At 61.3% G+C, this 21,823-nt stretch carries 21 protein-coding genes; 9 read left to right on the forward strand and 12 right to left on the reverse strand.

Going from position 1 to position 21,823, the window contains the following annotated elements:
• Positions 1-37 precede the first annotated feature (37 nt).
• Positions 38-685 carry a TetR/AcrR family transcriptional regulator gene (locus BM026_RS23200; RefSeq protein ID WP_093513191.1) on the reverse strand — a complete coding sequence of 216 codons (648 nt, stop codon included), beginning with the start codon at positions 683-685 and terminating at the stop codon, positions 38-40.
• 160 nt (positions 686-845) lie between these two features.
• Between BM026_RS23200 and ggt the strand changes: the two genes are divergently transcribed.
• A complete protein-coding gene (gene ggt, locus BM026_RS23205; RefSeq protein ID WP_071488448.1) occupies positions 846-2,570 on the forward strand; it encodes a gamma-glutamyltransferase in 1,725 nt (574 codons plus the stop codon).
• Here the strand turns inward: ggt and BM026_RS23210 are convergent.
• Positions 2,564-3,685 (reverse strand): FAD-dependent oxidoreductase, encoded by a 1,122-nt coding sequence (locus BM026_RS23210; RefSeq protein WP_092250214.1) that lies wholly within the window; start codon positions 3,683-3,685, stop codon positions 2,564-2,566. The two genes, ggt and BM026_RS23210, sit on opposite strands and share 7 nt — an antisense overlap.
• A gap of 74 nt (positions 3,686-3,759) precedes the next feature.
• On the opposite strand from BM026_RS23210, the gene BM026_RS23215 reads away from it, so the two are divergent.
• Positions 3,760-4,200 carry a MarR family winged helix-turn-helix transcriptional regulator gene (locus tag BM026_RS23215; protein WP_093120934.1) on the forward strand — a complete coding sequence of 147 codons (441 nt, stop codon included), beginning with the start codon at positions 3,760-3,762 and terminating at the stop codon, positions 4,198-4,200.
• On the opposite strand, the gene BM026_RS23220 is transcribed toward BM026_RS23215, so the two are convergent.
• The 3 genes from BM026_RS23220 to BM026_RS23230 all read right to left on the reverse strand — a co-directional run bounded on the left by BM026_RS23220 (position 4,162) and on the right by BM026_RS23230 (position 7,133).
• Positions 4,162-4,710 (reverse strand): AAA family ATPase, encoded by a 549-nt coding sequence (locus tag BM026_RS23220; RefSeq protein ID WP_092250208.1) that lies wholly within the window; start codon positions 4,708-4,710, stop codon positions 4,162-4,164. The genes BM026_RS23215 and BM026_RS23220 overlap by 39 nt on opposite strands.
• Positions 4,707-5,270, reverse strand: a complete 564-nt coding sequence (gene pnuC, locus BM026_RS23225; protein WP_010210641.1) for a nicotinamide riboside transporter PnuC — start codon at positions 5,268-5,270, stop codon at positions 4,707-4,709. Before pnuC ends, BM026_RS23220 begins: the two co-directional genes overlap by 4 nt.
• A gap of 228 nt (positions 5,271-5,498) precedes the next feature.
• On the reverse strand, positions 5,499-7,133 hold the full coding sequence (locus BM026_RS23230) for a methyl-accepting chemotaxis protein (protein WP_071488444.1): 1,635 nt from the start codon (positions 7,131-7,133) through the stop codon (positions 5,499-5,501).
• Between the two features lie 219 nt (positions 7,134-7,352).
• Here BM026_RS23230 and BM026_RS23235 point away from each other — a divergent pair, with 219 nt between their 5' ends.
• Together BM026_RS23235 and BM026_RS23240 are read left to right on the forward strand one after the other, a co-directional pair.
• A complete protein-coding gene (locus BM026_RS23235) occupies positions 7,353-8,183 on the forward strand; it encodes an undecaprenyl-diphosphate phosphatase (protein ID WP_071488443.1) in 831 nt (276 codons plus the stop codon).
• Positions 8,180-8,563: a DUF1294 domain-containing protein gene (locus tag BM026_RS23240; RefSeq protein ID WP_093530217.1), complete on the forward strand. Its 384-nt coding sequence runs from the start codon at positions 8,180-8,182 to the stop codon at positions 8,561-8,563. The genes BM026_RS23235 and BM026_RS23240 overlap by 4 nt, the downstream gene beginning before the upstream one ends.
• Here BM026_RS23240 and BM026_RS23245 read toward each other — a convergent pair.
• Genes BM026_RS23245 through BM026_RS23255 form a run of 3 tightly spaced genes read right to left on the reverse strand, consistent with a single transcriptional unit; the run spans position 8,552 to position 11,252 of the window.
• Positions 8,552-8,908 carry an MmcQ/YjbR family DNA-binding protein gene (locus BM026_RS23245; protein ID WP_092250198.1) on the reverse strand — a complete coding sequence of 119 codons (357 nt, stop codon included), beginning with the start codon at positions 8,906-8,908 and terminating at the stop codon, positions 8,552-8,554. The genes BM026_RS23240 and BM026_RS23245 overlap by 12 nt on opposite strands.
• Positions 8,905-9,813, reverse strand: a complete 909-nt coding sequence (locus BM026_RS23250) for a LysR substrate-binding domain-containing protein (RefSeq protein WP_093530219.1) — start codon at positions 9,811-9,813, stop codon at positions 8,905-8,907. The genes BM026_RS23245 and BM026_RS23250 overlap by 4 nt, the downstream gene beginning before the upstream one ends.
• Positions 9,814-9,872: 59 nt before the next feature.
• Positions 9,873-11,252, reverse strand: coding sequence for an NAD-dependent succinate-semialdehyde dehydrogenase (locus BM026_RS23255; protein WP_093530221.1), 1,380 nt, complete (start codon positions 11,250-11,252; stop codon positions 9,873-9,875).
• Between the two features lie 157 nt (positions 11,253-11,409).
• Here BM026_RS23255 and BM026_RS23260 point away from each other — a divergent pair, with 157 nt between their 5' ends.
• The 3 genes from BM026_RS23260 (at position 11,410) to BM026_RS23270 (ending at position 14,311) form a co-directional block, all read left to right on the forward strand.
• Positions 11,410-12,336: an AraC family transcriptional regulator gene (locus BM026_RS23260; protein ID WP_092250189.1), complete on the forward strand. Its 927-nt coding sequence runs from the start codon at positions 11,410-11,412 to the stop codon at positions 12,334-12,336.
• 119 nt (positions 12,337-12,455) lie between these two features.
• Positions 12,456-13,067: an FMN-dependent NADH-azoreductase gene (locus BM026_RS23265; protein WP_093530223.1), complete on the forward strand. Its 612-nt coding sequence runs from the start codon at positions 12,456-12,458 to the stop codon at positions 13,065-13,067.
• Between the two features lie 206 nt (positions 13,068-13,273).
• Positions 13,274-14,311, forward strand: a complete 1,038-nt coding sequence (locus BM026_RS23270; RefSeq protein WP_071488437.1) for an alpha/beta hydrolase family protein — start codon at positions 13,274-13,276, stop codon at positions 14,309-14,311.
• Here the strand turns inward: BM026_RS23270 and BM026_RS23275 are convergent.
• From BM026_RS23275 to BM026_RS23285, 3 genes are all read right to left on the reverse strand, one after another.
• Positions 14,305-15,480 (reverse strand): MFS transporter, encoded by a 1,176-nt coding sequence (locus tag BM026_RS23275; protein WP_093530225.1) that lies wholly within the window; start codon positions 15,478-15,480, stop codon positions 14,305-14,307. The genes BM026_RS23270 and BM026_RS23275 overlap by 7 nt on opposite strands.
• Positions 15,481-15,656: 176 nt before the next feature.
• The gene (locus BM026_RS23280) at positions 15,657-17,243 is read right to left on the reverse strand and encodes an ABC-F family ATPase (protein WP_083351449.1); all 1,587 of its coding nucleotides are present in this window, start codon (positions 17,241-17,243) and stop codon (positions 15,657-15,659) included.
• 142 nt (positions 17,244-17,385) lie between these two features.
• Positions 17,386-18,624, reverse strand: coding sequence for an MFS transporter (locus BM026_RS23285; RefSeq protein ID WP_092250282.1), 1,239 nt, complete (start codon positions 18,622-18,624; stop codon positions 17,386-17,388).
• A 154-nt stretch (positions 18,625-18,778) separates the two neighbouring features.
• Between BM026_RS23285 and BM026_RS23290 the strand changes: the two genes are divergently transcribed.
• Complete coding sequence (locus tag BM026_RS23290; protein ID WP_093530227.1) at positions 18,779-19,591, forward strand: class I SAM-dependent methyltransferase; 813 nt, start codon at positions 18,779-18,781, stop codon at positions 19,589-19,591.
• 31 nt (positions 19,592-19,622) lie between these two features.
• Here the strand turns inward: BM026_RS23290 and BM026_RS23295 are convergent, their stop codons facing one another.
• Complete coding sequence (locus BM026_RS23295; RefSeq protein ID WP_071488433.1) at positions 19,623-20,012, reverse strand: TIGR03067 domain-containing protein; 390 nt, start codon at positions 20,010-20,012, stop codon at positions 19,623-19,625.
• A 283-nt stretch (positions 20,013-20,295) separates the two neighbouring features.
• On the opposite strand from BM026_RS23295, the gene BM026_RS23300 reads away from it, so the two are divergent.
• A complete protein-coding gene (locus BM026_RS23300) occupies positions 20,296-21,639 on the forward strand; it encodes an LPS O-antigen chain length determinant protein WzzB (RefSeq protein WP_071488432.1) in 1,344 nt (447 codons plus the stop codon).
• Positions 21,640-21,823: the final 184 nt, after the last annotated feature.

A 21,823-nucleotide genomic window follows, 5' to 3' on the forward strand; every position in this document is an offset into this window, starting at 1 on the left:
TCGCGGGCAAGCCCTCTCCCACAGTTGAATTCGGTTCTTACAGGGAGGTCGGGGTGACGCCGCGTACCACTAAATCGCTGATAAACCCCAGCCAATCCCGCTGCTGCCCTTTGTTCGCCAGGTCTTCACCGAGGAATGAGCTGAGGGTATGCCGGTTGGAGTTATAGAAGTAGCAGAGCGAGGCGATCATCAGGTACACGTGCTTGAGGTCGACATCCTGGCGAAACACGCCCTGGGCCTGGCCGGCTTCGATGATCGGCTTCAAGACGCCCACGGCCTCCCCCGACAACCTGCGCATCTCGCCGGATTGCTGGGCATGCTTGCCCTGGTGCAGGTTCTCGATGCTCAGGATCGCCACGAATTCCGGGTGCTTGACGTAGTAATTCCAGATAAACGCCACCAGGTCGCGCAGGGCCTGCTCCGGTGCGTCCAGGTCCAGCTTGAGCTTGCTTTCGGCTTGGTTGAACTGCTCATAGATGTGTTCCAGCACGCAGACGAACAGGTGTTCCTTGCTGCCGAAATAGTAATAAAGCATGCGGTCGTTGGAGTCGGCTTCCTTGGAAATGCTGTCGACGCGCCCGCCGGAATAACCGTCACGGGTGAACACCTTGACCGCCGCCTGGAGGATGCGCGCGCGGGTCTGGTCGGCCTGTTGGGCGCGAATGCCGGTCTTCTTGATCACCATGTCAGAGCGCCTTGCGGGACAGTCAGGGCGCGAAATATAGCATGGGCTTTTTCACGTCCGTTCCATGACCGACAAGTTCTGTAATAAAAACGCCATTGCGCTGGGGATTAAATCCGCAACGGGCTATTTTGGTGCGTCTCAATAACTAGAGTAGCCATGGATGAAATACCAACCTTTCAGCCGTACCTTGATTGCCACCGCCCTGGTGTTGACCGTCAGTGGTGTGCAGGCCGCTTCCCAGGCCCCGGTGGCCGGTGAAAACGGCATGGTGGTAACGGCCCAGCATTTGGCCACTCATGTGGGGGTAGACGTGCTCAAGGCCGGCGGTAATGCGGTCGACGCTGCCGTCGCCGTGGGCTATGCGCTGGCGGTGGTGTACCCGGCGGCGGGTAACCTGGGCGGCGGCGGTTTCATGACCGTGCAACTGGCGGACGGGCGCAAGACCTTCCTCGACTTCCGCGAAAAAGCCCCGTTGGCGGCGACCGCCGACATGTACCTGGACAAGGACGGCAACGTCATCGACGGCCTCAGCGCCAAGGGCCACCTGGCCGTCGGCGTCCCCGGCACCGTGTCGGGCATGGAACTGGCGCTGAGCAAATACGGCACCCTCAAGCGCGCCCAGGTCATCGCCCCGGCGATCAAGCTGGCGGAAAACGGCTTTGCCCTGGAGCAGGGCGATATCGACCTGCTGCACACCGCCACCGGAGAATTCGAAAAAGACAAGGACATGCGCGCAATCTTCCTGCACAACGGCCAGCCGATGCAGGTCGGCCAGAAGCTGGTGCAGAAAGACCTGGCCAAGACCCTCAAGGAAATCTCGGCCAAGGGCAGCGATGGTTTCTATAAAGGCTGGGTGGCCAAGGCGCTGGTGGATTCCAGCCAGGCCGGCAAGGGCATCATCACCCAGGCGGACCTCGACAAGTACAAGACCCGCGAACTGGCACCCATCGAGTGCGACTACCGTGGCTACCACGTGGTCTCGGCACCGCCTCCAAGCTCGGGGGGCGTAGTGATCTGCCAGATCATGAACATTCTCGAAGGCTACCCGATGGCCGACCTGGGCTATCACTCGGCCCAAGGCCTGCACTACCAGATCGAAGCCATGCGCCACGCCTACGTGGACCGCAACAGCTACCTCGGCGACCCGGACTTCGTGAAGAACCCGATCGAGCACCTGCTGGACAAAAACTACGCAGCCAAACTGCGTGACGCCATCGAACCGCAAAAAGCTGGCGATTCCCAGGCGATCAAGCCGGGCGTGTCGCCCCATGAAGGCAACAACACCACTCACTACTCCATCGTCGACAAGTGGGGCAACGCGGTGTCGGTCACTTACACCCTCAACGACTGGTTCGGTGCGGGCGTAATGGCGAGCAAGACCGGGGTGATCCTCAACGATGAAATGGACGACTTCACCGTCAAGGTCGGCGTGCCGAACATGTACGGCCTGGTCCAGGGTGAAGCCAATGCCATCGCACCGGGCAAGGCGCCGCTGTCGTCGATGAGCCCGACCATCGTGACCAAGGATGGCAAGGCGGTGATGGTGGTCGGTACGCCGGGTGGCAGTCGCATCATCACGGCGACCTTGCTGACCATCCTGAATGTCATCGACTACAAGATGAACATCCAGGAAGCCGTGGACGCACCGCGTTTCCACCAGCAGTGGATGCCGGAAACCACCAACCTCGAGCGGTTTGCAGTGAGCCCGGATACCCAGAAGATCCTCGAAAGCTGGGGCCACAAGTTTGCCGGCCCGCAGGATGCCAACCACCTGGCGGCGATCCTGGTGGGCGCGCCGTCCCTGGATGGCAAGCCGGTGGGTAACAACCGCTTCTATGGGGCGAATGACCCGCGTCGCAATACGGGGCTGTCGTTGGGCTACTGAGGCGTGAGGTGGTGATGCAGGTGGGCCAGGGACAGCGCCAGGCTGTCGTGGGATAACTGGATGGCGGCGGCTTCGGCGCTGCCCTGGGCCGCCGGTATCACTCGTTCGAACATGTGGTTTTCATAGGCCTGCACTGCTGATGAGCAGTCGGGTGTCTCCAGCAGGTGCTGCGCCAGTTCGGCCGCATCCAGCATCGCCGCGTTCACCCCTTCGCCGCCAAACGGCGACATCAGATGGGCCGCATCGCCGATCAGCGTCAACCCCTGGCGGTGGCACCAGCGATGGCCGACGGGCAGGGCGTGGATCGGTCTCGCCAGTAGCGTCTCGTTCGCCGCATCAAACAATGCCAATACCTGCGGGTGCCAGCCATGGAACTGGGCTTTCAGTGCGGGCAGGCTGAGGTGATCGGCGCCCCAGTCTGATGGCACGCGAAAGATCGCATAGCCGCGCAAATGCGCGTTGGCGTTGCGCTGCACGATGATCGCCCTGGCTTCGCCGGCAACCTGCAGGGTGCCTCGGCCGACCAGTCCGGCGAGGTGCGGGTGCTGACGGTCTGCATCGTCGATGCCGAACTCGATGAAGGTCAACCCGCTGTATTGCGGCTGATAGGTCGACAGCAGCGAGCGTATTTTCGACCAGGCGCCGTCGGCACCCACCACCAGGTCGAAGGGGCCGTGGGTGAGGGCGCCTTGATGCAGTGTCCAGCGTTCATCACCGGTCGGGCGAACGTCGGTGACGCTGACACCCCAGCTCACGCAGTCTGGCGGCAGTGAGTCCAGCAGCGCCTGGCGCAAGGCGGTACGGTCGACTTCAGGGCGGTCGCCTGCGTCCGGGTTGGGGGCTTCGAACAGCAAGCGACCGTGCTGATCCATCAAGCGCGAGCCTTGGTCTTCGTAACGGGCGATGCGTTTGAATGCCTCCTCCAGGCCGGCACGCTGCAAGGCGAGTTGGCCGGATTCGGCATGCAGGTCCAGCGTGCCACCTTGTGGGCGCTCCAGCGGGCTGCGTTCACGTTCAAATACGCTGGCGTGGACGCCATGGCGGTAAAGGATTCGCGCCAAGGTCAACCCGCCGGGGCCGGCGCCGACGATGGCGATGCGCAATGAGGTATTCATGAAATTGTCCTTGGCGATGTTTATAGGATCCTATACATTTAGTTCATAGGATCCTATGGAGAGTCAACGCCCTCATGAAAACTCAAACGCCTGCTCCAAACCCCATGCAACAGATCGGCCTGGCGAACCGCGGTTTCATCCGCCTCTACGAAGGTCGCCTGAGAGAGCTGGGCTTTGCTGTCGCGCAGATTCCGGTGCTGGCGGCGCTCAAGCACAGCGAGGGTTTGCCCCAGGCCGAACTGGTGCGCATTGCCCGTGTCGAGCAGTCGAGCATGGCCCAGTTGCTGGGCCGTATGGAGCGTGACGGCATGATCGAGCGGGTGGCTGACCCGGCTGATAAACGCAGCCGCTTGATTACCCTGACCGACGCGGCGCGCGAACGCATGCCCGCCGCCCGCGCGATCATGCTGCAAGGCAGCGCGCAGGCGCTGGAGGGGTTCAGTGAAGAGGAAGAGGCGACCTTGCTGGCGTTGCTGCTAAGGGTGAATGCCAACCTGGAGCGTGCCGGCGAGTAGCTGTTCAACCGCGGCCAACGCGGTGGCGCGGCGCTGTGCCCAATGACCACGAATCACCAGGGCGGGCTGCTGATGGTGCTCGAGCCACTCCAGGCTGCCACGGAAGAACGCTCGGCGATCCGCCAGGTCCGGCTGGCAGCGCTGCCCGTCGGCGGTCCATTCCACATCCTCCGGCGATAATAACAAGTGCAGGTCGTAATGGCGGGCCAGCAGTTCGCTGTCGAGCCAGGCCGGGTAGTCGCCGAACAGGGTCTGGCTCCAGAGCTTGTTGGTCAGCAAATGCGTGTCGAGGATCAACAGCGCAGGCTGTTGGGCGCGGGCGGCGTCTTCCCAGGCCAGTTGACCACGGGCAATGGCCGGGATATCGGCCAGGGTGGTGTCGCGCTGATGGTGATCGATGAAATGGCGCACATATTCACCGACCATCAACCCACCGAAATGCGCCTGCAACTCTGCGGCCAGCCAGCTTTTGCCGCTGGATTCCGGGCCGGCCAGTACCACCACCTTCATGCGTGCAACGCCGGATCGGCGCGCCATTCACGCCAGCCTTGCACGGCGATCACGGTGAACAGTGCATAGAGCGCGGCGGTAAGGTACAGGCCTTTGTAGAGGAACAGCCCGACGAAGATCACATCCACTGCGATCCACAGTGGCCAGCACTGCACGCGTTTCTGCGCCATCCACATCTGCGCCACCAGGCTGAAGCCGGTGAGGGCGGCGTCCAGCCAGGGCTGGGCGGCATCGGTCCAGTGCGCCATGGCGGCGCCGAGCAACAGGCTGCCCACTGCGCCCACGGCCAGGCTGGCCATGATCGCCGGCACTCCCAGGCTGGTGACCTGGCGCCCTTGCTTGACCTCGCCGGCGCGGGTCCACTGCCACCACCCGTAGACCTGCAGCGCGGCGTAGACCACCTGCAAGAGCATGTCGGAATAGAGCTTCACATCGAAGAACACCCAGGTGTACAGCAGCACCATGACCAGGCCGATGGGCCAGCACCAGGGGTTTTGCTTGACGGTCAGCCACACCGCGATCACCCCGAGGGCGGCGGCGAACAGTTCAAGCCCGGACATGGTGGTTCCTTGGGAGAGTGGGAGAGGGCGGGGATTGTAACCAAAGAAGAATGCTGCGGGCATTATCTCTGTGGCGAGCGGGCTTGCCCCGCGTTGGGCTGCGTAGCAGCCCCACTAAATACGCCGCGTACTGTCTGACAGTATGCGGTGTCTGGTTTTAGGGCTGCTGTGCAGCCCAACGCGGGGCGAGCCCGCTCGCCACATTAAGCGGGCTCGCCACAAGCCGCATCAGATTTTGAATTGGCGCAGCAGGCCGTCGAGCTGGTCGCTCAGGCCACGCAACTGTGCACTTGCCAGACTCGACTGCTCCGCCGCCAGTGCCGTGCTGTGGGACAACCCCGCCGCCTGGGTGACGTTCTGGTTGATGTCTTCCACCACATGGGCCTGTTGCAGCGTCGCGCTGGCAATCGAGGCGTTGAGGCCGTTGAGGTTGCGCAATGCCTGGCCGATGGCGGTCAGGCTGGCCCCGGCCTGGCCGGCTTGTTCGATGGTCAGTTGGGAGGCGCTGTGGCTGTCGCTGATCACCTTGACCGCCGCTTCCGAGTGGCCCTGCAGGCGCTCGATCATGCCCTGGATCTCGGCGGTGGACTTTTGTGTGCGCTGGGCCAGCAGCCGCACTTCATCGGCCACCACGGCAAAGCCGCGGCCTTGCTCGCCGGCACGCGCCGCTTCAATTGCCGCGTTGAGGGCCAGCAGGTTGGTCTGGTCGGCGATCGAGCGGATCACTTCGAGCACGCTGCCGATCTGGGTGCTTTCGGCGGACAGGGTACGGATCACCTCCACCGCCTGGCTGATGGTGCCGGAGAGCTGGTCGATCTGTTGCAGGCTGCCGTCGATATTGACCTGGCCTTGTTGCGCCTGGGCCTGGGCGTCGCGCATTTCGCTGGCGGCGTGTTCGGCGTTCTTGGCTACGTCCTGCACGCCGTAGGTGACTTCGTTGATGGCAGTAGCCACCAGCTCCATCTGCTGGGACTGCTGCTGGCTGCGATCATGGGCCTGGGTCGCATTGGTGCCCAGTTCCTGGGACGACTGGCCCAAGGCGTTGGCGCATTCCTGCAACTGGCTGACCACCTGGCGCAGCTTGGCGGTGAAGCTGTTGAAGTGCCGGGCCAGTTGGGTGACTTCGTCCTGGCCATGGGTGTCGAGGCTGCGGGTCAGGTCGCTTTCGCCGCTGGCGATGTTGCCCATGGCGTTCACCGCATCCTGCAACGGCCGCACGATGCTGCGGGCGATCAGCGCTACCAGCAATGCCATGAGCACCGCGATACCCAGGCCGATAAACGAGGCTTTCCACACCTGGCCGCTGAACTCGGCCTGCACATCGTCCACGTACACGCCGGAGCCGATGATCCAGCCCCACGGCTCGAACAACTGGATATACGAGGTCTTGGCCACCGGCGCTTCGGCACCCGGTTTCGGCCAGCGATAGTTGACGATGCCGGCGCCCTTGGCCTTGGCCAGGCTCACGAATTCATTGAACACCGCAAACCCGTCGGGGTCGCGGATGGCCGAGAGGTTCTGGCCGTCGAGCTTGGGGTTGGCCGGGTGCATGATCATCACCGGCGTGAGGTCGTTGATCCAGAAGTAGTCGTCATGGTCATAGCGCAAACCGCGCACGGCACTCAGGGCCTGTTTCTGGGCGGCTTCGCGGGTCATGACGCCGGTAGTTTCCAGGCCGTGATAAAACGTCAGGATCCCGCTGGCGGTCTGGACCACGTGTTGGGTCTGTTGGCGCTTGGCCTGGTAAAGGTCGTCGTGGATCTGCTTGAGCATCAATAAACCCAGGGCCAGCAGCATCAGCACGGCGACTATCAGGATCAGCCAGAGGCGCCGGCTGATCGACATATTGCGCAAACTGTTCATCGTCCTGTCACTCCGTGCTTTTTATAATTGTGGGCGCTGCATCGACTTTTCCGCCTTGTCTGATAGGCTTTCGGCCTGTATTCGGAAAACCTGAGTACTGTCTGATTTTTCACAAGATTTTTGCGTACCGGGTGTGAGAGTCACCCCCGGGTCTTGTCGTCAGTGAACCATTAAAAAGATCAACAAGGCTTGCCATAGAGCAAGACCTTTGGGGGAAGCATGGATTTTTGGACCGCCATACAGGCATTGATTCTTGGCGTTGTGGAGGGGCTGACCGAGTTCCTGCCGATTTCCAGCACCGGCCACCAGATCATCGTCGCCGACTTGATCGGCTTCGGCGGCGAGCGTTTCGAAGCCTTCAACATCATCATCCAGCTGGGGGCGATCCTTGCCGTGGTCTGGGAGTTTCGCCGCAAGATTCTCGACGTGGTCATCGGTTTGCCGACCCAGCGCAATGCCCAGCGCTTTACCATCAACCTGATCATTGCGGTGTTGCCGGCAGTGGTGTTGGGGGTGATCTTCGCCGACCTGATCAAGCACTACCTGTTCAACCCGATCACCGTGGCAACCGCCTTGGTGGTAGGTGGCATCATCATGTTGTGGGCCGAGCAGCGTCAGCACCGTAGCCACGCCAACACCGTCGACGAGATCACCTGGAAAGACGCGGTCAAGATCGGCTTCGCCCAGTGCCTGGCCATGATCCCCGGCACGTCGCGCTCCGGTGCGACCATCATTGGCGGCCTGTTGTTCGGCCTGTCGCGCAAGACCGCGACCGAGTTCTCGTTCTTCCTGGCCATGCCGACCATGGTCGGTGCTGCGCTGTACTCGGGCTACAAGTACCGTGACCTGTTCCAGCCAGCGGATTTCCCGGTGTTCGCCATCGGCTTCGTGACCTCGTTCATCTTCGCGATGATTGCGGTCAAGGGCTTGCTCAAGTTCATCGCCAGCCACAGCTACGCGGCATTTGCCTGGTACCGCATCGCATTCGGCCTGCTGATCCTGGCGACCTGGCAGTTCGGCTGGATCGACTGGACGGCGGTCAAGCCTTGAACATCCAGTATCCGCGTTTGAAGGTGGCGATCTTCGCGCTGTTGTGCGCGCCGCCGTTGATAGGGGCCGCGCTGGTCTGGTATCGCGGCGAGACGCTGATCCCGCTGGCCGCCTATGGTGTCGTCAGCGTGATCGCGTTTTTCCTGTACTGGAGCGACAAGCGCAAAGCGCAGACCGACCGCTGGCGCACCCCGGAAAACATCCTGCACGCCGTGGAGCTGGCGGGTGGCTGGCCGGGAGCGTTGATTGCCCAGCAGGTGTTCCGGCACAAGACGCGCAAGGTGTCGTACCAGGTGCTGTTCTGGGTGATCGTGCTGTTGCATGAGGTGTTCTGGTTGGACCAGTTGTTCCTCGGCGGCACCTTGCTCTCAGTCCTCTAGCCGCAACCCGACCTGCGTGCGCTTGGGCAACTTGCTCACCACCAACTGGTGGGAACGCTGCAACAAGCCGCGCAGTTCTTCGGCGCCCAGCGGGTAGGGCGTGTTCATGATGATCCACTGTGCACGCGCCAGGTACGGCGCCGGGTGGATGCCGGGGCGATCCACATGGCCGAGGAACAGCTCCTTGTCGACCTTGAACGCCAGCGATTCACCACGCAGGTTTTGCAGGGCGAACATCTTGTTGCCGGCAATCGAGAACACCCGCACGCCGCCCCATTTGTAGTCTTCGCGCGCGCCGGGCAGCGCCAGGCAGAACGCCGCGACTTGTGCTTCGGTCATCTTCATAGCAAGCGGTCTCCACAGCCTTTGAAACCTTCTTCGAGGTAGTCGATCCAGGCCCGGATCGCCGGCAGCACGCCGCGCCGATGCGGGTAGACGGCCTGGAGCCAACCGCCCGGCAACGACCATTCGGGCAACAGTTGCACCAACCGGCCGTTTGCCAGTTCCTCTTCACAGTACATCATCGGCAGTACGGTAAAGCCCAGGCCCATGATGGCGCTGGCTTTGCGCACGATAAAGTCGTCGATACCCAGGCGGGCTTCCACCGCCAGGTCGTGGGCGTTGCCCTGGGGATCGAGAATGCGCTGGTGCACCAGCCGGTCCGCTTCCAGTGCACCGAGGATCGGCAGCTGCTTGAGGTCGTCCAGGGTCGTGACCTGACGCCCGAGCATCAGTGCGGGGCTGGCCACCAGCACGGTCTGGGCCTGGCGCAGGCGTTTGGTCACCAACAGCGGGTCCTCATCGCCCAGCTCACGCACGCGCAAGGCCACATCGATGCCTTCGGCCACCAGGTCGACGCGGCGGTTGACCAGGGTCATCTCCAACTGCACCTGAGGGTGGGCGGCAAGAAAACCGGCGACCAGCTCCGGCAGGATGTGCTGGGCCATGCCCACCGGGCAGCTCACCCGCAGTCGCCCACGGGGCTCGCTGGACATGCTGGCCACGGCCTCATCGGCCATTTCCGCCTCCAGCAGCATGGCCTGGCAATGGCGCAGGTAGCGTTCGCCGACGGCGGTGAGGGTAAGCTGGCGGGTGGTACGTTGCAGCAGGCGTGCACCGAGGCGCTCTTCCAGCTCGGCGATGCGCCGCGACAGCCGCGACTTGGGAATTCCCAGCAGCCGGCCGGCGGCGGCGAAACCGCCGGCTTCGACGACTTTGGCGAAATAATAGAGGTCGTTGAGGTCTTGCATGGTCAGCCCATTGTCCTGTCAATGGGACGAACTATCCGCGCCTGACGAGGGCAAATCCACTACAAATGCGCACCGCCCATCAACACATACTTCACCTGCACATACTCTTCGATCCCGTAATAGCTGCCTTCGCGGCCATACCCGGACTGCTTGATCCCGCCAAACGGCACCGAGGCAGTGCCGACCGAGCCTGAGTTGAGAATCACCATGCCGGCCTCCAACTGGCGCGACAGGCGCAACGATCGCCCCAGCGCGCTGGTGTAGGCATAGGCGACCAGGCCGAACTCCGTCTGGTTGGCGCGGGCGATCACTTCTTCTTCGTCCTTGAACGAGTAGATGGCGAACACCGGCCCGAAGATCTCCTCGGTCGCCAGGGGGGAGTCGTCCCGCAAACCGGTCAACACCGTCGGCTCGTAGAACAGGCCGCCCTTGGCGTGGGGCCTGCCGCCCATCAGCACGCTGGCTCCGGCAGCCTTGGCGGCTTCCACCAGGCGCACGACCTTGTCAAAGCCCGCTTGATTGACCAGCGGGCCGACCACAAAACCTTCACGCAGGCCCTGGTCCACTTCGATCCCGGCCACTGCATGCTGCACGCGCTGGATGAAGTCCTCGAGGATGCTGTGCTGCACAAATATCCGGTTCGGCGAGATGCATACCTGGCCTGAGTTGCGCAGCTTGGCACCGACCAGTCCCTTCACCGCCTCATCCAGATCGGCGTCCTGGAACACGATAAACGGCGCGTTGCCGCCCAGCTCCAGGGTCATCTTCTTGATGCTTGCCGCGCATTGTGCGGCAAGCAATTTGCCAACGCCGGTGGAACCGGTAAACGAGATCTTGCGGATACGCGGGTCGCCCGTGAGGATCAGGCCGATCTCCCTGGGGTCGCCCGCTACCACCTCCAGCACGCCTTCGGGGATGCCAGCCTTGCGTGCGTACTCCAGCAATTTGAAGGCCGTCAGCGGTGTATCCTCGGCGGGTTTGATCACCATGGTGCAACCGGCGGCCAGGGCCGTGGCGACCTTGCGGGTGATCATCATGAACGGGAAGTTCCATGGGGTGATGGCCGCGACCGGGCCGATGGCTTCCTTGGTCACCAGCACATTGGCGTTGCGGTCATGGGTGGGGATCGTGTCGCCGTACACGCGCTTGGCCTCTTCGGCATACCACTCGATAAAGCCCAGGCCGTAGTCGATCTCGCCACGGGCTTCACTGAGGCATTTGCCGTTTTCGCGGCAGAGCAATTCGGCGAAGGCTTCCTTGTCGGCTTTGACTGCGTCATGCCAGTGGCGCAGGAGGTCGCTGCGCTCCTTGGCCAGCCTGGACGACCATGCGGGAAAGGCGGCGCAGGCACGGTCGACGGCGGCCTTGACCTGGTGGGTGGTGTTCTGGGCGACGCGGCCGACTTCTTCGCCGTTAGCAGGGTTGTAGACGATAAGCATGGGGAGTCTCCGAGGGCTGAAAGTGCGGTTCCAGGCTACGCAGAGACAGTGTTTGAGCGAATATCCATTCCAATGTGCTGATTGCCTATTCCTATGAGGCCGTAGCCTGGATGCGGATTGCGCGCTACCGTGGCACTTTGCACAGAGGCCAGGATCCATGGACCGTACAGACAGAATCATCGCGCTGATGGACACCCTGGCGCCTGTCGAGGGCTATAACCTCAGCGCTCTGGATGACGTGCGCTTCCTGCGCTCCAACCGCCCTTTGCAGCGGGTGCCGGTGCTGTATGACCCCGGCATCGTGATGGTCTGCCAGGGGCGCAAGCGCGGTTACCTGGGGGATGAGGTTTACCTGTACGACGCCCGGCACTACCTGGTGGTGTCAGTGCCGGTGCCGTTCACCATGGAGACCGACGCCAGCGAAGCCGAGCCCATGCTGGCGGTGTACCTGCGCCTGGACTTCACCCTCGCGGCCGAACTGATGGTGGCGCTGGATGAGTTTCCGGCGCTGGTCGACGCCAAACCGCGGGGCATGTATTCATCGCCCATGGATGACTTGCTCAGCGAGTCGCTGTTGCGCTTCCTGCAAGCCATGGGCACGCCGATGGACGCGCACATCCTCGGCCCGGCGTTGATGCGCGAAATCTACTACCGGATCCTTACGGGCGAGCAGGGCGGTTCGATGCGCGCCGCGTTGAATCGCCAGGGGCAGTTCGGCAAGGTGGCGCGGGCGATTCGCAAGATCCATGGGTGTTATGCCCAGCACCTGGACGTGGAGGCGTTGGCCCGGGAGGCGATGATGAGCGTGCCGAGCTTTCACGCGCATTTCCGCACGGTCACCGACACCTCGCCGATGCAGTACCTCAAGTCCACGCGCCTGCACCAGGCGCGTTTGCTGATGCTGCGCAGCGATATCAGCGCCGCCACGGCAAGTGCCAAGGTCGGCTATGAAAGCCCTTCGCAGTTCAGTCGCGAGTTCAAGCGCTTCTTCGGGCGCACACCCCAGGCGGAAATCCAGTGGATGAAACGCACCTATGCGTTGCCGGCGCCTACGTCGGCGTCGATTTACGTGTCGTCCCATTGAACATTGTCCTGCTGGCGGGACAAACAGTCGCGTTTCAATGGTCTAATCCTTTATTCGGATCATCTGTAGGATGGACCTCACTCGAACGCCCCACGGCGATCCTCACTTGGAGATTCCGCATGAAACTGTTGCATATCGATTCCAGCATCCTCGGCGACAACTCGGCGTCCCGTCAGCTCAGCGCGGGCGTGGTCAAGGCCTGGCAAGCGGCTGAGCCGGGTGTGGAAGTGACCTACCGTGACCTGGCCAGCGAAGGCATCAACCACTTTTCCGGCGCAACCCTCGGCGCCCTAGGCACCGCCGCCGAACTGCGTGATGCCGCGCAGAAGCATGAGGCTGACCTGAGCGCTTCGTCGCTGGCTGAATTCCTCGCCGCCGACGCAGTAGTAGTTGGCGCACCGATGTACAACTTCACCATTCCGACCCAGTTGAAAGCCTGGATCGACCGTATCGCCGTCGCCGGCCAGACTTTTCGCTACAGCGAAGCCGGCCCTGAAGGCCTGTGCGGCAACAAGAAGGTGATCATCGTGTCCACCGCGGGCGGCCTGCACGCTGGCCAGGCCTCGGGTGCTGCCCATGAAGGCTACCTGAAGCTGCTGTTCGCCTTCCTGGGTATCACCGATATCGAAATCGTACGCGCCGAAGGCCTGGCCTACGGTGATGAAGTGCGCAGCAAAGCCCTGAACGACGCCAACGTGGTCATCAACGAACAATTGTTCGCCACCGCGTAAGGCTTGTGTAAATTCCGCCTTTGCTCGGTTTCATTCTGAAGCCGGGCGCCTAAACTCTGTATTCTGCTCGCCTCAAAGCGAACGGAGTACGGAGTTTTTTCGTTTGTGCGTTGTCATTACTTTGGCCCAGGTTGTGCAAGCATGGGTTTAACACCCTGGACTTTTTTCGATATGTCGGTTCTCACGCAGCAAAGGTGGACATCCCCATGATGCGTCTTTGTGCCGTTATGGTTCTTTCCCTGCTCGGCGGCCTGATTTCAGTGCACGCCGCACCTGCGCCGCACCCGCATTGGAGTGTGGGCTTCCATCGCATGACGTTTCTGGATCCGTTGGACCTGCAGCCGATGAAAGCCGTGGCGTTCTACCCGTCCACCGGCCTTGAGCACACCACGCAACTGGGCGCCTACCACGTCGCCGCTACCGAAGACGCCAAGATCGCCATCGGCCGTTTCCCGATGCTGATGCTGTCCCACGGCAACACCGGCACGCCGCTGGCGCTGCATGACCTGGCCACCTCCCTGGCGCGCAAGGGCTTTGTAGTGGTAGCGGTGCTGCACCCTGGCGACAACTACAAGGATCACAGTCGCCTGGGCACGGTGAGCAACTTGTACGGGCGGCCGATCCAGATTTCCGAAGCGATCACCGCCACCCTGGGCGACCCGATGCTCTCGCCATTCGTCAACGTGGACCAGGTGGGTGTCATTGGCTATTCAGCCGGGGGTGAGACCGCGTTGATCCTGGCCGGCGCCAAGCCGGATTTCGACCGCCTGCGCCGGTATTGCCAGGAGCGTCCGGAAGATCGCGACGCATGCACCACCAAGGGTGAACTGGTGGTGGACCGTGATGACCTGCAACCGCAATCCGACCCGCGCATTCATGCCTTGATGTTGATGGCACCGCTGAGCCTGATGTTCGGCCGTCACACCCTGGCCGATGTGCATGTGCCCGTGCTGCTCTACAGCGGCGACGGTGACAAGTTGGTGGCGGTGGACAAGAACGCCGCCGCGCTGGCGCGCAAACTGCCGGAGCCGCCGGACTTCAAGCTACTGGCCGGGGCAGGGCACTTCGTGTTCATGGCGCCGTGCGACAGCGATCAGTTGGCAACAATGCCGGCGATCTGCACGGATGCCGATGGGGTTGATCGCGAAGGCATTCACCGCGACCTGATCTCCGAGGCGGGGCGGTTCTTCAGTCACACCCTCGGCCAATCTACCCGGGCGGGCTTGCAGACAGCTGATCAGTAAGCGCGGCGCATAAGCAGCAGGGTCACGCCCAGGGCCGTGACCGACAACAGTGCGGCACAGAAGAAGATCCAGCCGTAGCCGAGGTTCAGCGCCACGGCGCCCATCAACGGCCCGGCAATCGCCAGGGCCAGGTCAAAAAACACCGCATACGCACTCAGCCCCGCGCCACGGCTGCTGTTGGGCACCTGCTTGATGGCTTCCACACCCAGCGCCGGGTACACCAGCGACAAGCCAAAGCCGGTCAGCCCGGCGCCGATCAATGCCACCCCGGTGGACGGCGCCAGCCACAGCAGGGTCAGGCCGAGGGTCTCGATGGTCATGCAGGCAACGGCTGCGCGAAAACCGCCGAAACGGCTGATGGCAGAGATAAACACCAGTCGCGACAGGATAAAGCACACGCCGAATACCGTGAGGCAGTAAGCCGCGCCGGCCCAGCCACGATTGAGGTAGTACAGGGTGATAAAGGTGGTGAGGGTGCCGTAGCCAATCGAAGCCAGGCACAGGCTGGCGCCAAACGGCGCGATACGTCCGAATACCGCCCAGAACGGCAGCCGCTCGCCACGTACCACCGGCACCGAGGGTTTATTGCGGATCAGCACCAGCCCTAGCGCGGACAATACCGCCAGTGCGATGCCGAGGCTGTGGTAGCCATATTCCGCGACCATCACCACGCCAAGCGGTGCCCCAATCGCGATGGCACCGTAGGAGGCAATACCATTCCACGAGATCGACCGTGCGGTGTGTTCCGCACCCACCGCGCCCATGCACCAACTGATGGTGCCCACGCCGATCAGCCCCTGGGCCACCCCCAGCAGCAGCCGCGCGACGATCAGGATGCCCAGGCTCAACGATGGCAGGCTTGCCACCAGCGTGGCGAAGAACGTCAGTACGCCACTCACCAGAATCCCGGCCAGGCCCAGCACGATCGCACGCTTGGTGCCGACGTTGTCTGACATGCGCCCGGCCATGGGGCGGCTGAGCAGCGTCGCCAGGTACTGCGAGCCGATGGTGATCCCGGCCACTACCGCGCTGAAACCCAGTTGTTCGTGTACATAGCCAGGAATCACCGCAATCGGCAGGCCGATGCAGATAAACGCGATGAAGGTGTAGAAGACAATGGAAACGATCTGCAGGGTGATCGATATCGAGCTGGGGGCGGCGGCAGGCATGGGCACTCGTTCGCGGGCGGGCGGTGCGGGCATGATGGCAAGGGCGCGGGGGAAAAGGAAGCTGGCTAACGACTTTGTCTGATGAATAGGCTTTGTGCGGTAAACGATGCTGTTGTGGCGAGCGGGCCCGTTCAATCACAACGGGCCCGCTTGGCACGGCTTTTTGGCGGAGTGCTTTAGAACACCACACCCTGGCTACGCAGGTAGTCGTCATAGCTGCCGCTGAAGTCGATCACGCCGGTGGCGCTCAACTCGATGATACGGGTGGCCAGGGACGAGACGAACTCACGGTCGTGGCTGACGAAGATCAGCGTGCCTGGGTAGTTCTCCAGCGCCAGGTTCAGCGCTTCGATGGATTCCATGTCCAAGTGGTTGGTCGGTTCGTCCATGATCAGTACGTTCGGCTTTTGCAGGATCAGCTTGCCGAACAGCATGCGGCCCTGCTCACCACCGGAAATCACCTTGACCGACTTCTGGATCTCGTCGTTGGAGAACAGCATACGGCCCAGGGTGCCACGGATCATTTGCTCGCCCTGGGTCCACTGGCCCATCCAGTCGAACAGGGTCACGTCGTCTTCGAAGTCATGCGCATGGTCCTGGGCGTAGTAGCCCAGTTCCGCGGCGTCGGTCCACTTGATGCTGCCGGCGTCCGGGGTCAGTTCGTTGACCAGGGTGCGCAGCAGGGTGGTCTTGCCGATACCGTTCGGGCCGATGATCGCCACGCGTTCGCCAGCTTCGACCTGGAAGCTGAAGTCCTTGAACAGCGGCTTGCCGTCGAAGCCCTTGGCCATTTTTTCGACCATGACTGCCTGGCGGTGCAGCTTCTTGTTCTGCTCGAAACGGATGAACGGGCTGACCCGGCTCGACGGCTTGACTTCGGCCAGCTGGATCTTGTCGATCGCCTTGGCACGGGAGGTGGCCTGCTTGGCTTTGGAGGCGTTGGCCGAGAAGCGGCTGACGAAGGATTGCAGTTCGGAGATCTGCGCCTTCTTCTTGGCGTTGTCCGACAGCAGTTGCTCGCGGGACTGGGTCGCCACGGTCATGTACTCGTCGTAGTTGCCCGGGAACAGGCGCAGCTCGCCGTAGTCCAGGTCAGCCATGTGGGTGCACACGCTGTTCAGGAAGTGACGGTCGTGAGAGATGATGATCATCAGGCTGGAGCGCTGGGTCAGGATGTTTTCCAGCCAGCGGATGGTGTTGATGTCCAGGTGGTTGGTCGGTTCGTCGAGCAACAGCACTTCAGGATCGGAGAACAGCGCCTGGGCCAGCAATACGCGCAGTTTCCAGCCTGGAGACACTTCGCTCATCGGGCCGAAGTGCTGTTCCAGGGGAATGCCCAGGCCCAGCAGCAGCTCACCGGCGCGGGATTCGGCGGTGTAGCCGTCCATCTCGGCGAACTCGGTTTCCAGCTCGGCCACGGCCATGCCGTCTTCTTCGCTCATTTCCGGCAACGAGTAGATGCGGTCGCGCTCGGCCTTGACCTTCCACAGCTCTTCATGGCCCATGATCACGGTGTCGAGCACGGTGAATTCTTCGTACGCGAACTGGTCCTGGCGCAGTTTACCCAGGCGTACGTTCGGTTCCAGCATGACCTGGCCGCCGGATGGGTCGAGGTCGCCGCCGAGGATTTTCATGAAGGTCGACTTGCCGCAACCGTTGGCACCGATCAAGCCATAACGGTTGCCAGCGCCGAACTTGACCGAGACATTCTCGAAGAGCGGCTTGGCGCCGAACTGCATGGTGATGTTAGCTGTGGAGATCAATTACTTTACCTATCAATGGGTTGCGAGCGTGTTGGCAAGAGCCTTCAGGCATGCGTCAACAGCGACATCAAGGCGCGAAACCCGGTCGCTGAGCAGAAAATGGGGGATGTGTGTTGGAATTTGGCGCGCATTGTCGCATATGTCAGGCGACAGTTGTATGTCCGGCGAAGGAAGGTTTCTCCAAGGTCTCCGGCATCGCCAGCCATAACAACGCCAAGGCCAGCGCCGCAACGCCGGCAAGCGTCAGGAAGGCAGCGTTGTAGCCGGCTTGCTGCACCACGAAACCCGCCAGGCTGCTGCTCAACGCCGCGCCCAGGCCAAACACGGTGGAGAGGGCGCCCAGGCTGACGTTGAAGCGGCCGGTGCCTTGGGTCAGGTCCTTGACGATCACCGGGAACAGCGCGCCGAAGATCCCCGCGCCAATGCCGTCGAGCATTTGCACGGCCACCAGCCAGTAAGGATCATTGGACAAGGTGTAGAGCACGCCGCGCAGCGGCAGGATCATGAAGCCGATCATCAACAACGGTTTGCGCCCCCACAGGTCAGCCTTGAGTCCGACCAGCCAGGCCATCGGTACCATCACCAACTGCGCGGCGACGATGCATGCCGAAGTCAGCGGCGTGGCCATCTGCAGGTTGATCTGCGACAGTTTCTGGCTGACCAGAGGCAGCATGGCGGCGTTGGCCAAGTGAAACAGGGCGCAGCAAATGGCAAACAGCAACAGCGGACGATTGGCCAGCAGCACTTTCATCCCGGATGGTTGTTCATGGTCGGTGTGATGTTCCGGGTCGAAGCCGCGGGCCACTTCATGGTCGATGGCCTCGGCGGACACACAGCTGATCGCAATGATGCTGGCGAGCGCCATGAACGCCATCAGGTAAAACACCACCACCGGACCAAACAAGTAGGCCAGGCCGCCGGCCAACAGGGCAGCCACGGCATTGCCGGCGTGGTTGAAGGTTTCGTTGCGTCCGGTGCGGCGGGTGAACGCGCGCGGTCCGGTGATTCCCAGGGAAATCGCGGAAATCGCCGGCGCGAACACCGAGGCAGCGACAGCGCTGGCTGCCTGTGTCAATGCCACCAGGCTGAACGAGCTGACAAAGGGCAGCATCAGGCAACTGACGGTTACCACAATGGCGGCCAGCGCAATCACCGCGCGCTTGCTGCGGGTGCGGTCGATCAACGCGCCCGCCGGGCCTTGGGTGATCAATGCCGCGATGCCTGCCAGGGTCATGACCACGCCGATGCTGGCCGGGTCCCATTTGTGCACGGCCAGCAGGTAAATGGCCAGGTAGGGACCGAGGCCGTCGCGCACATCCGCGAGGAAGAAATTCAGGCTGTCGAGGGACAAGGTATTACGCAGGTCGGAATGGTTGGCCACGGCGAGCACTTCGCAAGCGGTGTTCAAGGACTGAACACGCATTGCGTTAGTGACCCGTTGGCCTTGCGTTAAGTTTCGTGCATTAGCTGGGTTTTATTCCGTGGGGACATGGCTTATTTTCTGAGCCCCTTTTTATGGATTACCTGGAGACGCAATGGACATGCCCTCAGCTCAACAGGCAATTGCCTGCAACAAAGACGCCTGGGATCAATCGGCCGGCCTGCACAAGACCACCGACACCTGGAACGCGTTGCTCAACAGCGTCGGCCAGGCGGCCTTTTCCTGCCTGGACCCCACGATTACCGGGTTGCTGCAGGACGTTGGCGTGGCCGGCAAGGACGTGGTGCAGCTGTGCTGCAACAATGGCCGCGAAAGCCTGTCGCTGTTTGGCCTGGGCGCACGTTCGGTGGTAGGGGTGGATCAATCCCCGGCGTTCCTCCAGCAGGCCCGGGAGTTGGCCGATGTCTCGCCGCACAACCCTGAGTTCATCGAGAGTGACATCCATCATCTGCCGCCAGCGTTGCACGGGCGCTTCGATATTGCCCTGGTTACGATTGGGGTGTTGGGCTGGATGCCGGATGCAGCGCTGTTCATGCAGCATGTTGCGCGCACCCTCAAGCCGGGGGGCACGTTGGTGATGTATGAAACCCACCCGTTTCTGGAGGTGTTCGATCCCCGGGCGCAAAACCCATTCCTGCCGGCCAGTTCCTACTTTCAGCGCGAGCCGTTCGTGCTGCAGGAGTCGATTGTCTATGAAGGCCAGGGTGAAGTGGCCGGACCGACCTCCTATTGGTACGTGCATACCTTAGGCGACATAGTCAGTGCCGCGATCGGCGCGCAGTTGCAGATCGGCCACCTGCAGGAATATCCCCATTCCAATCGCGAAGAACTGTACGACCAGTACGAGCACCAGCCCGCACAATTGCCGATGTGCTTTACCTTGACCGCCACCAGGCGTCTTGAGTGAGAGGGCTTTTCCAAAAGCAAAAACGCGCTGGTCAGGCGCGACGCACGAAAGTACGCATGGTTTGACCTGGGCCGGTATTGAATATGATTGGCCTGGGCATGCCTTCATCTGCAGCGATAAAAACGAATTCATCCCCTTCCAGGCGATAGCTTGCGGGCAATCGCTTGCCGGCATCTTCGCCGATGGAATCGATCCAAGTGATGCTTTTAGGAAGTGTGCGGCTGTCGAGGAAAAACTGGCCAGCCAGGAGCACTTCACCATTGACCGTAAGCACTTCAAATTGGTCACCGCTGATGGTGGTCAGTGCACCGGGCGCGCTATGGGCATCGTCAACGGGGTTTGGCACGCCGTTGTCTTCAAGGGCGATTTGCTCCCAGACGCCTTGGAGCAGTTGGTAATCCGGATCGCGAGTAATCGGCATAGAGAGTCCTTTCGGGTTTATTTCGGTTTCAAGGCAATTATTCAACTGAAGTTGTCTATTCTTATGACAAGCATATTTCCAGTCGTTGATGTCTGTAGGAATATTTACGCAACGCGCGGCGAACATAGTTTAATGGGTTGGGATTTTTCATTACCCTGAGTTGTCAGATTGCTCCGAAGACTTGTACATCGGTGTCGCAGGGCGTTGCCCCTGGCCCTTCAACGGGCTTTCCAAACATTTGCGGTGATGGCCGTTTAATGTCATTTTTTTAGGTGAGCTAATTTTGAATCGAAACGTCCCGCTTCATGTGACTCCTTCATCAGATGAAATTGACCTGTACGACCTCTTTCATTCGATCTGGCGGCAAAAAAGACTGGTCCTTGGGTGTGCGATCATTGCGGGGGTTTTGGGGGGCGGTTACGCGCTTTTGGCGCCCCGGACTTATGAGGTCAGTAGTGTATTGCGTCCTGCCGCGCTGAATGAGCTGGACGCGTTGAACCGTTCCGAGGTTTATAAGCTACCGCCCGCCGATGCGCTGTCAAAGGTGGGGTCGCAATTGGACTCTTACGAAACACGGCTGGAATTTTTCAAGTCGCACCAGCAATTGTTCAAGGCATTTCAGAAACCAGGCCAAAGCCTGGAGCAGTCTTTCGAAGACTTCAATCGCAACGCGGTCAACCTCATTCTGCCTGACCCCAAAAAGGCTGACTCGTTGAGCAGTTACATCCGCCTGGAGTTGCAGTACCCCGCCGATGTCGATGGTGTGGCGATTCTCAACGGGTTTGTCGATTACGCTATTGGCGCCGAGCGCGAGCAAGTGGGCGCGGACCTCAAGGTGATCGTCAATAACCGCTTGAACGAGCTCAAGGGCAAGATTGATGCCGCTCGCGCCAATTATGAGAACGAGAAAGAGTCGAAGATCGCCTCACTGCTGGAAAGCGACCGGCTCAAGCGTGCCCAGTTGCAAGATGAGCTCAGTGCGCTGCGTCTGCAGATGAAGATGGAGCGCAGTGATCGGCTGGCAGAACTGACCGAGGCCATCGCCATTGCCAAGTCCCTGGGAATCAAAACCCCGACGACGCCGTCGGCAATGGCGGATGCATCACGCGGTGGAAGCGGGCAGGTCATGCGTACTGAAGTCAACAACCAGAAAATCCCGCTGTATTTCATGGGCTCCAATGCGCTTGAAGCGGAGCGCGATGCACTCCAGCGACGCACCAGCGACGATTTCACCAACGCCCGCGTCGCCGAGATCGGCAAAGAATTGCAAATGTTAGAGGTGAACCGTAAGGTCGAGGTACTGCGCAGGCGCGACAATGAGGACATTTTCCTGCAGGATGTCGAACCGCTGCGTGCCGAAGTCGCGCGGTTGCGCAACTTGAACATCGATATGAGCAACCTCAAACTGGTGACCATTGATCGTCGCGCCCAAGAGCCGCTGGCGCCGATAAAGCCGAAGAAAGCGCTGGTGGTTGCCTTGAGCCTGACTGCAGGGCTGGTGCTGGGGCTGGTCATCGCGTTGATCCGCTACGTTGTGCAGAATCGTGGACAACCGGCACCTTACTCGCCGCTGGAAGAGGGGCGTTTTTCCCGCCGAGAGCGCAAGGACGATGAACCTTTGCTGTAACAGCATCGCGCACAACGGCGGTTCATGCCCAGTGGTTGTGCGCCTTCGCAACATCCGTCAGAAGACAGCTTTTCACAATTCTTAGTTAACTTTTGGTTACAACCTGTGGCTAAATAACTGCAAAGGGCCACGCGCCGGGTGGTCACTCAGCCGGTCGTGCCGATTGTGTGAATTGTGATTTCAG

This window comes from Pseudomonas sp. NFPP24, from assembly GCF_900112095.1.
Taxonomy (GTDB): domain Bacteria; phylum Pseudomonadota; class Gammaproteobacteria; order Pseudomonadales; family Pseudomonadaceae; genus Aquipseudomonas; species Aquipseudomonas extremorientalis.

Coding starts and splice junctions, on each gene's coding strand:
- BM026_RS23235 (WP_071488443.1), top strand. CDS start 7,353: ATGGATTTTTGGACCGCCATACAGGCATTGATTCTTGGCGTTGTGGAG.
- BM026_RS23260 (WP_092250189.1), top strand. CDS start 11,410: ATGGACCGTACAGACAGAATCATCGCGCTGATGGACACCCTGGCGCCT.
- BM026_RS23220 (WP_092250208.1), bottom strand. CDS start 4,710: ATGAAGGTGGTGGTACTGGCCGGCCCGGAATCCAGCGGCAAAAGCTGG.
- BM026_RS23215 (WP_093120934.1), top strand. CDS start 3,760: ATGAAAACTCAAACGCCTGCTCCAAACCCCATGCAACAGATCGGCCTG.
- BM026_RS23200 (WP_093513191.1), bottom strand. CDS start 685: ATGGTGATCAAGAAGACCGGCATTCGCGCCCAACAGGCCGACCAGACC.
- BM026_RS23295 (WP_071488433.1), bottom strand. CDS start 20,012: ATGCCGATTACTCGCGATCCGGATTACCAACTGCTCCAAGGCGTCTGG.
- ggt (WP_071488448.1), top strand. CDS start 846: ATGAAATACCAACCTTTCAGCCGTACCTTGATTGCCACCGCCCTGGTG.
- BM026_RS23230 (WP_071488444.1), bottom strand. CDS start 7,133: ATGAACAGTTTGCGCAATATGTCGATCAGCCGGCGCCTCTGGCTGATC.
- BM026_RS23265 (WP_093530223.1), top strand. CDS start 12,456: ATGAAACTGTTGCATATCGATTCCAGCATCCTCGGCGACAACTCGGCG.
- BM026_RS23275 (WP_093530225.1), bottom strand. CDS start 15,480: ATGCCTGCCGCCGCCCCCAGCTCGATATCGATCACCCTGCAGATCGTT.
- BM026_RS23250 (WP_093530219.1), bottom strand. CDS start 9,813: ATGCAAGACCTCAACGACCTCTATTATTTCGCCAAAGTCGTCGAAGCC.
- BM026_RS23210 (WP_092250214.1), bottom strand. CDS start 3,685: ATGAATACCTCATTGCGCATCGCCATCGTCGGCGCCGGCCCCGGCGGG.
- BM026_RS23245 (WP_092250198.1), bottom strand. CDS start 8,908: ATGAAGATGACCGAAGCACAAGTCGCGGCGTTCTGCCTGGCGCTGCCC.
- BM026_RS23290 (WP_093530227.1), top strand. CDS start 18,779: ATGGACATGCCCTCAGCTCAACAGGCAATTGCCTGCAACAAAGACGCC.
- pnuC (WP_010210641.1), bottom strand. CDS start 5,270: ATGTCCGGGCTTGAACTGTTCGCCGCCGCCCTCGGGGTGATCGCGGTG.
- BM026_RS23270 (WP_071488437.1), top strand. CDS start 13,274: ATGATGCGTCTTTGTGCCGTTATGGTTCTTTCCCTGCTCGGCGGCCTG.
- BM026_RS23255 (WP_093530221.1), bottom strand. CDS start 11,252: ATGCTTATCGTCTACAACCCTGCTAACGGCGAAGAAGTCGGCCGCGTC.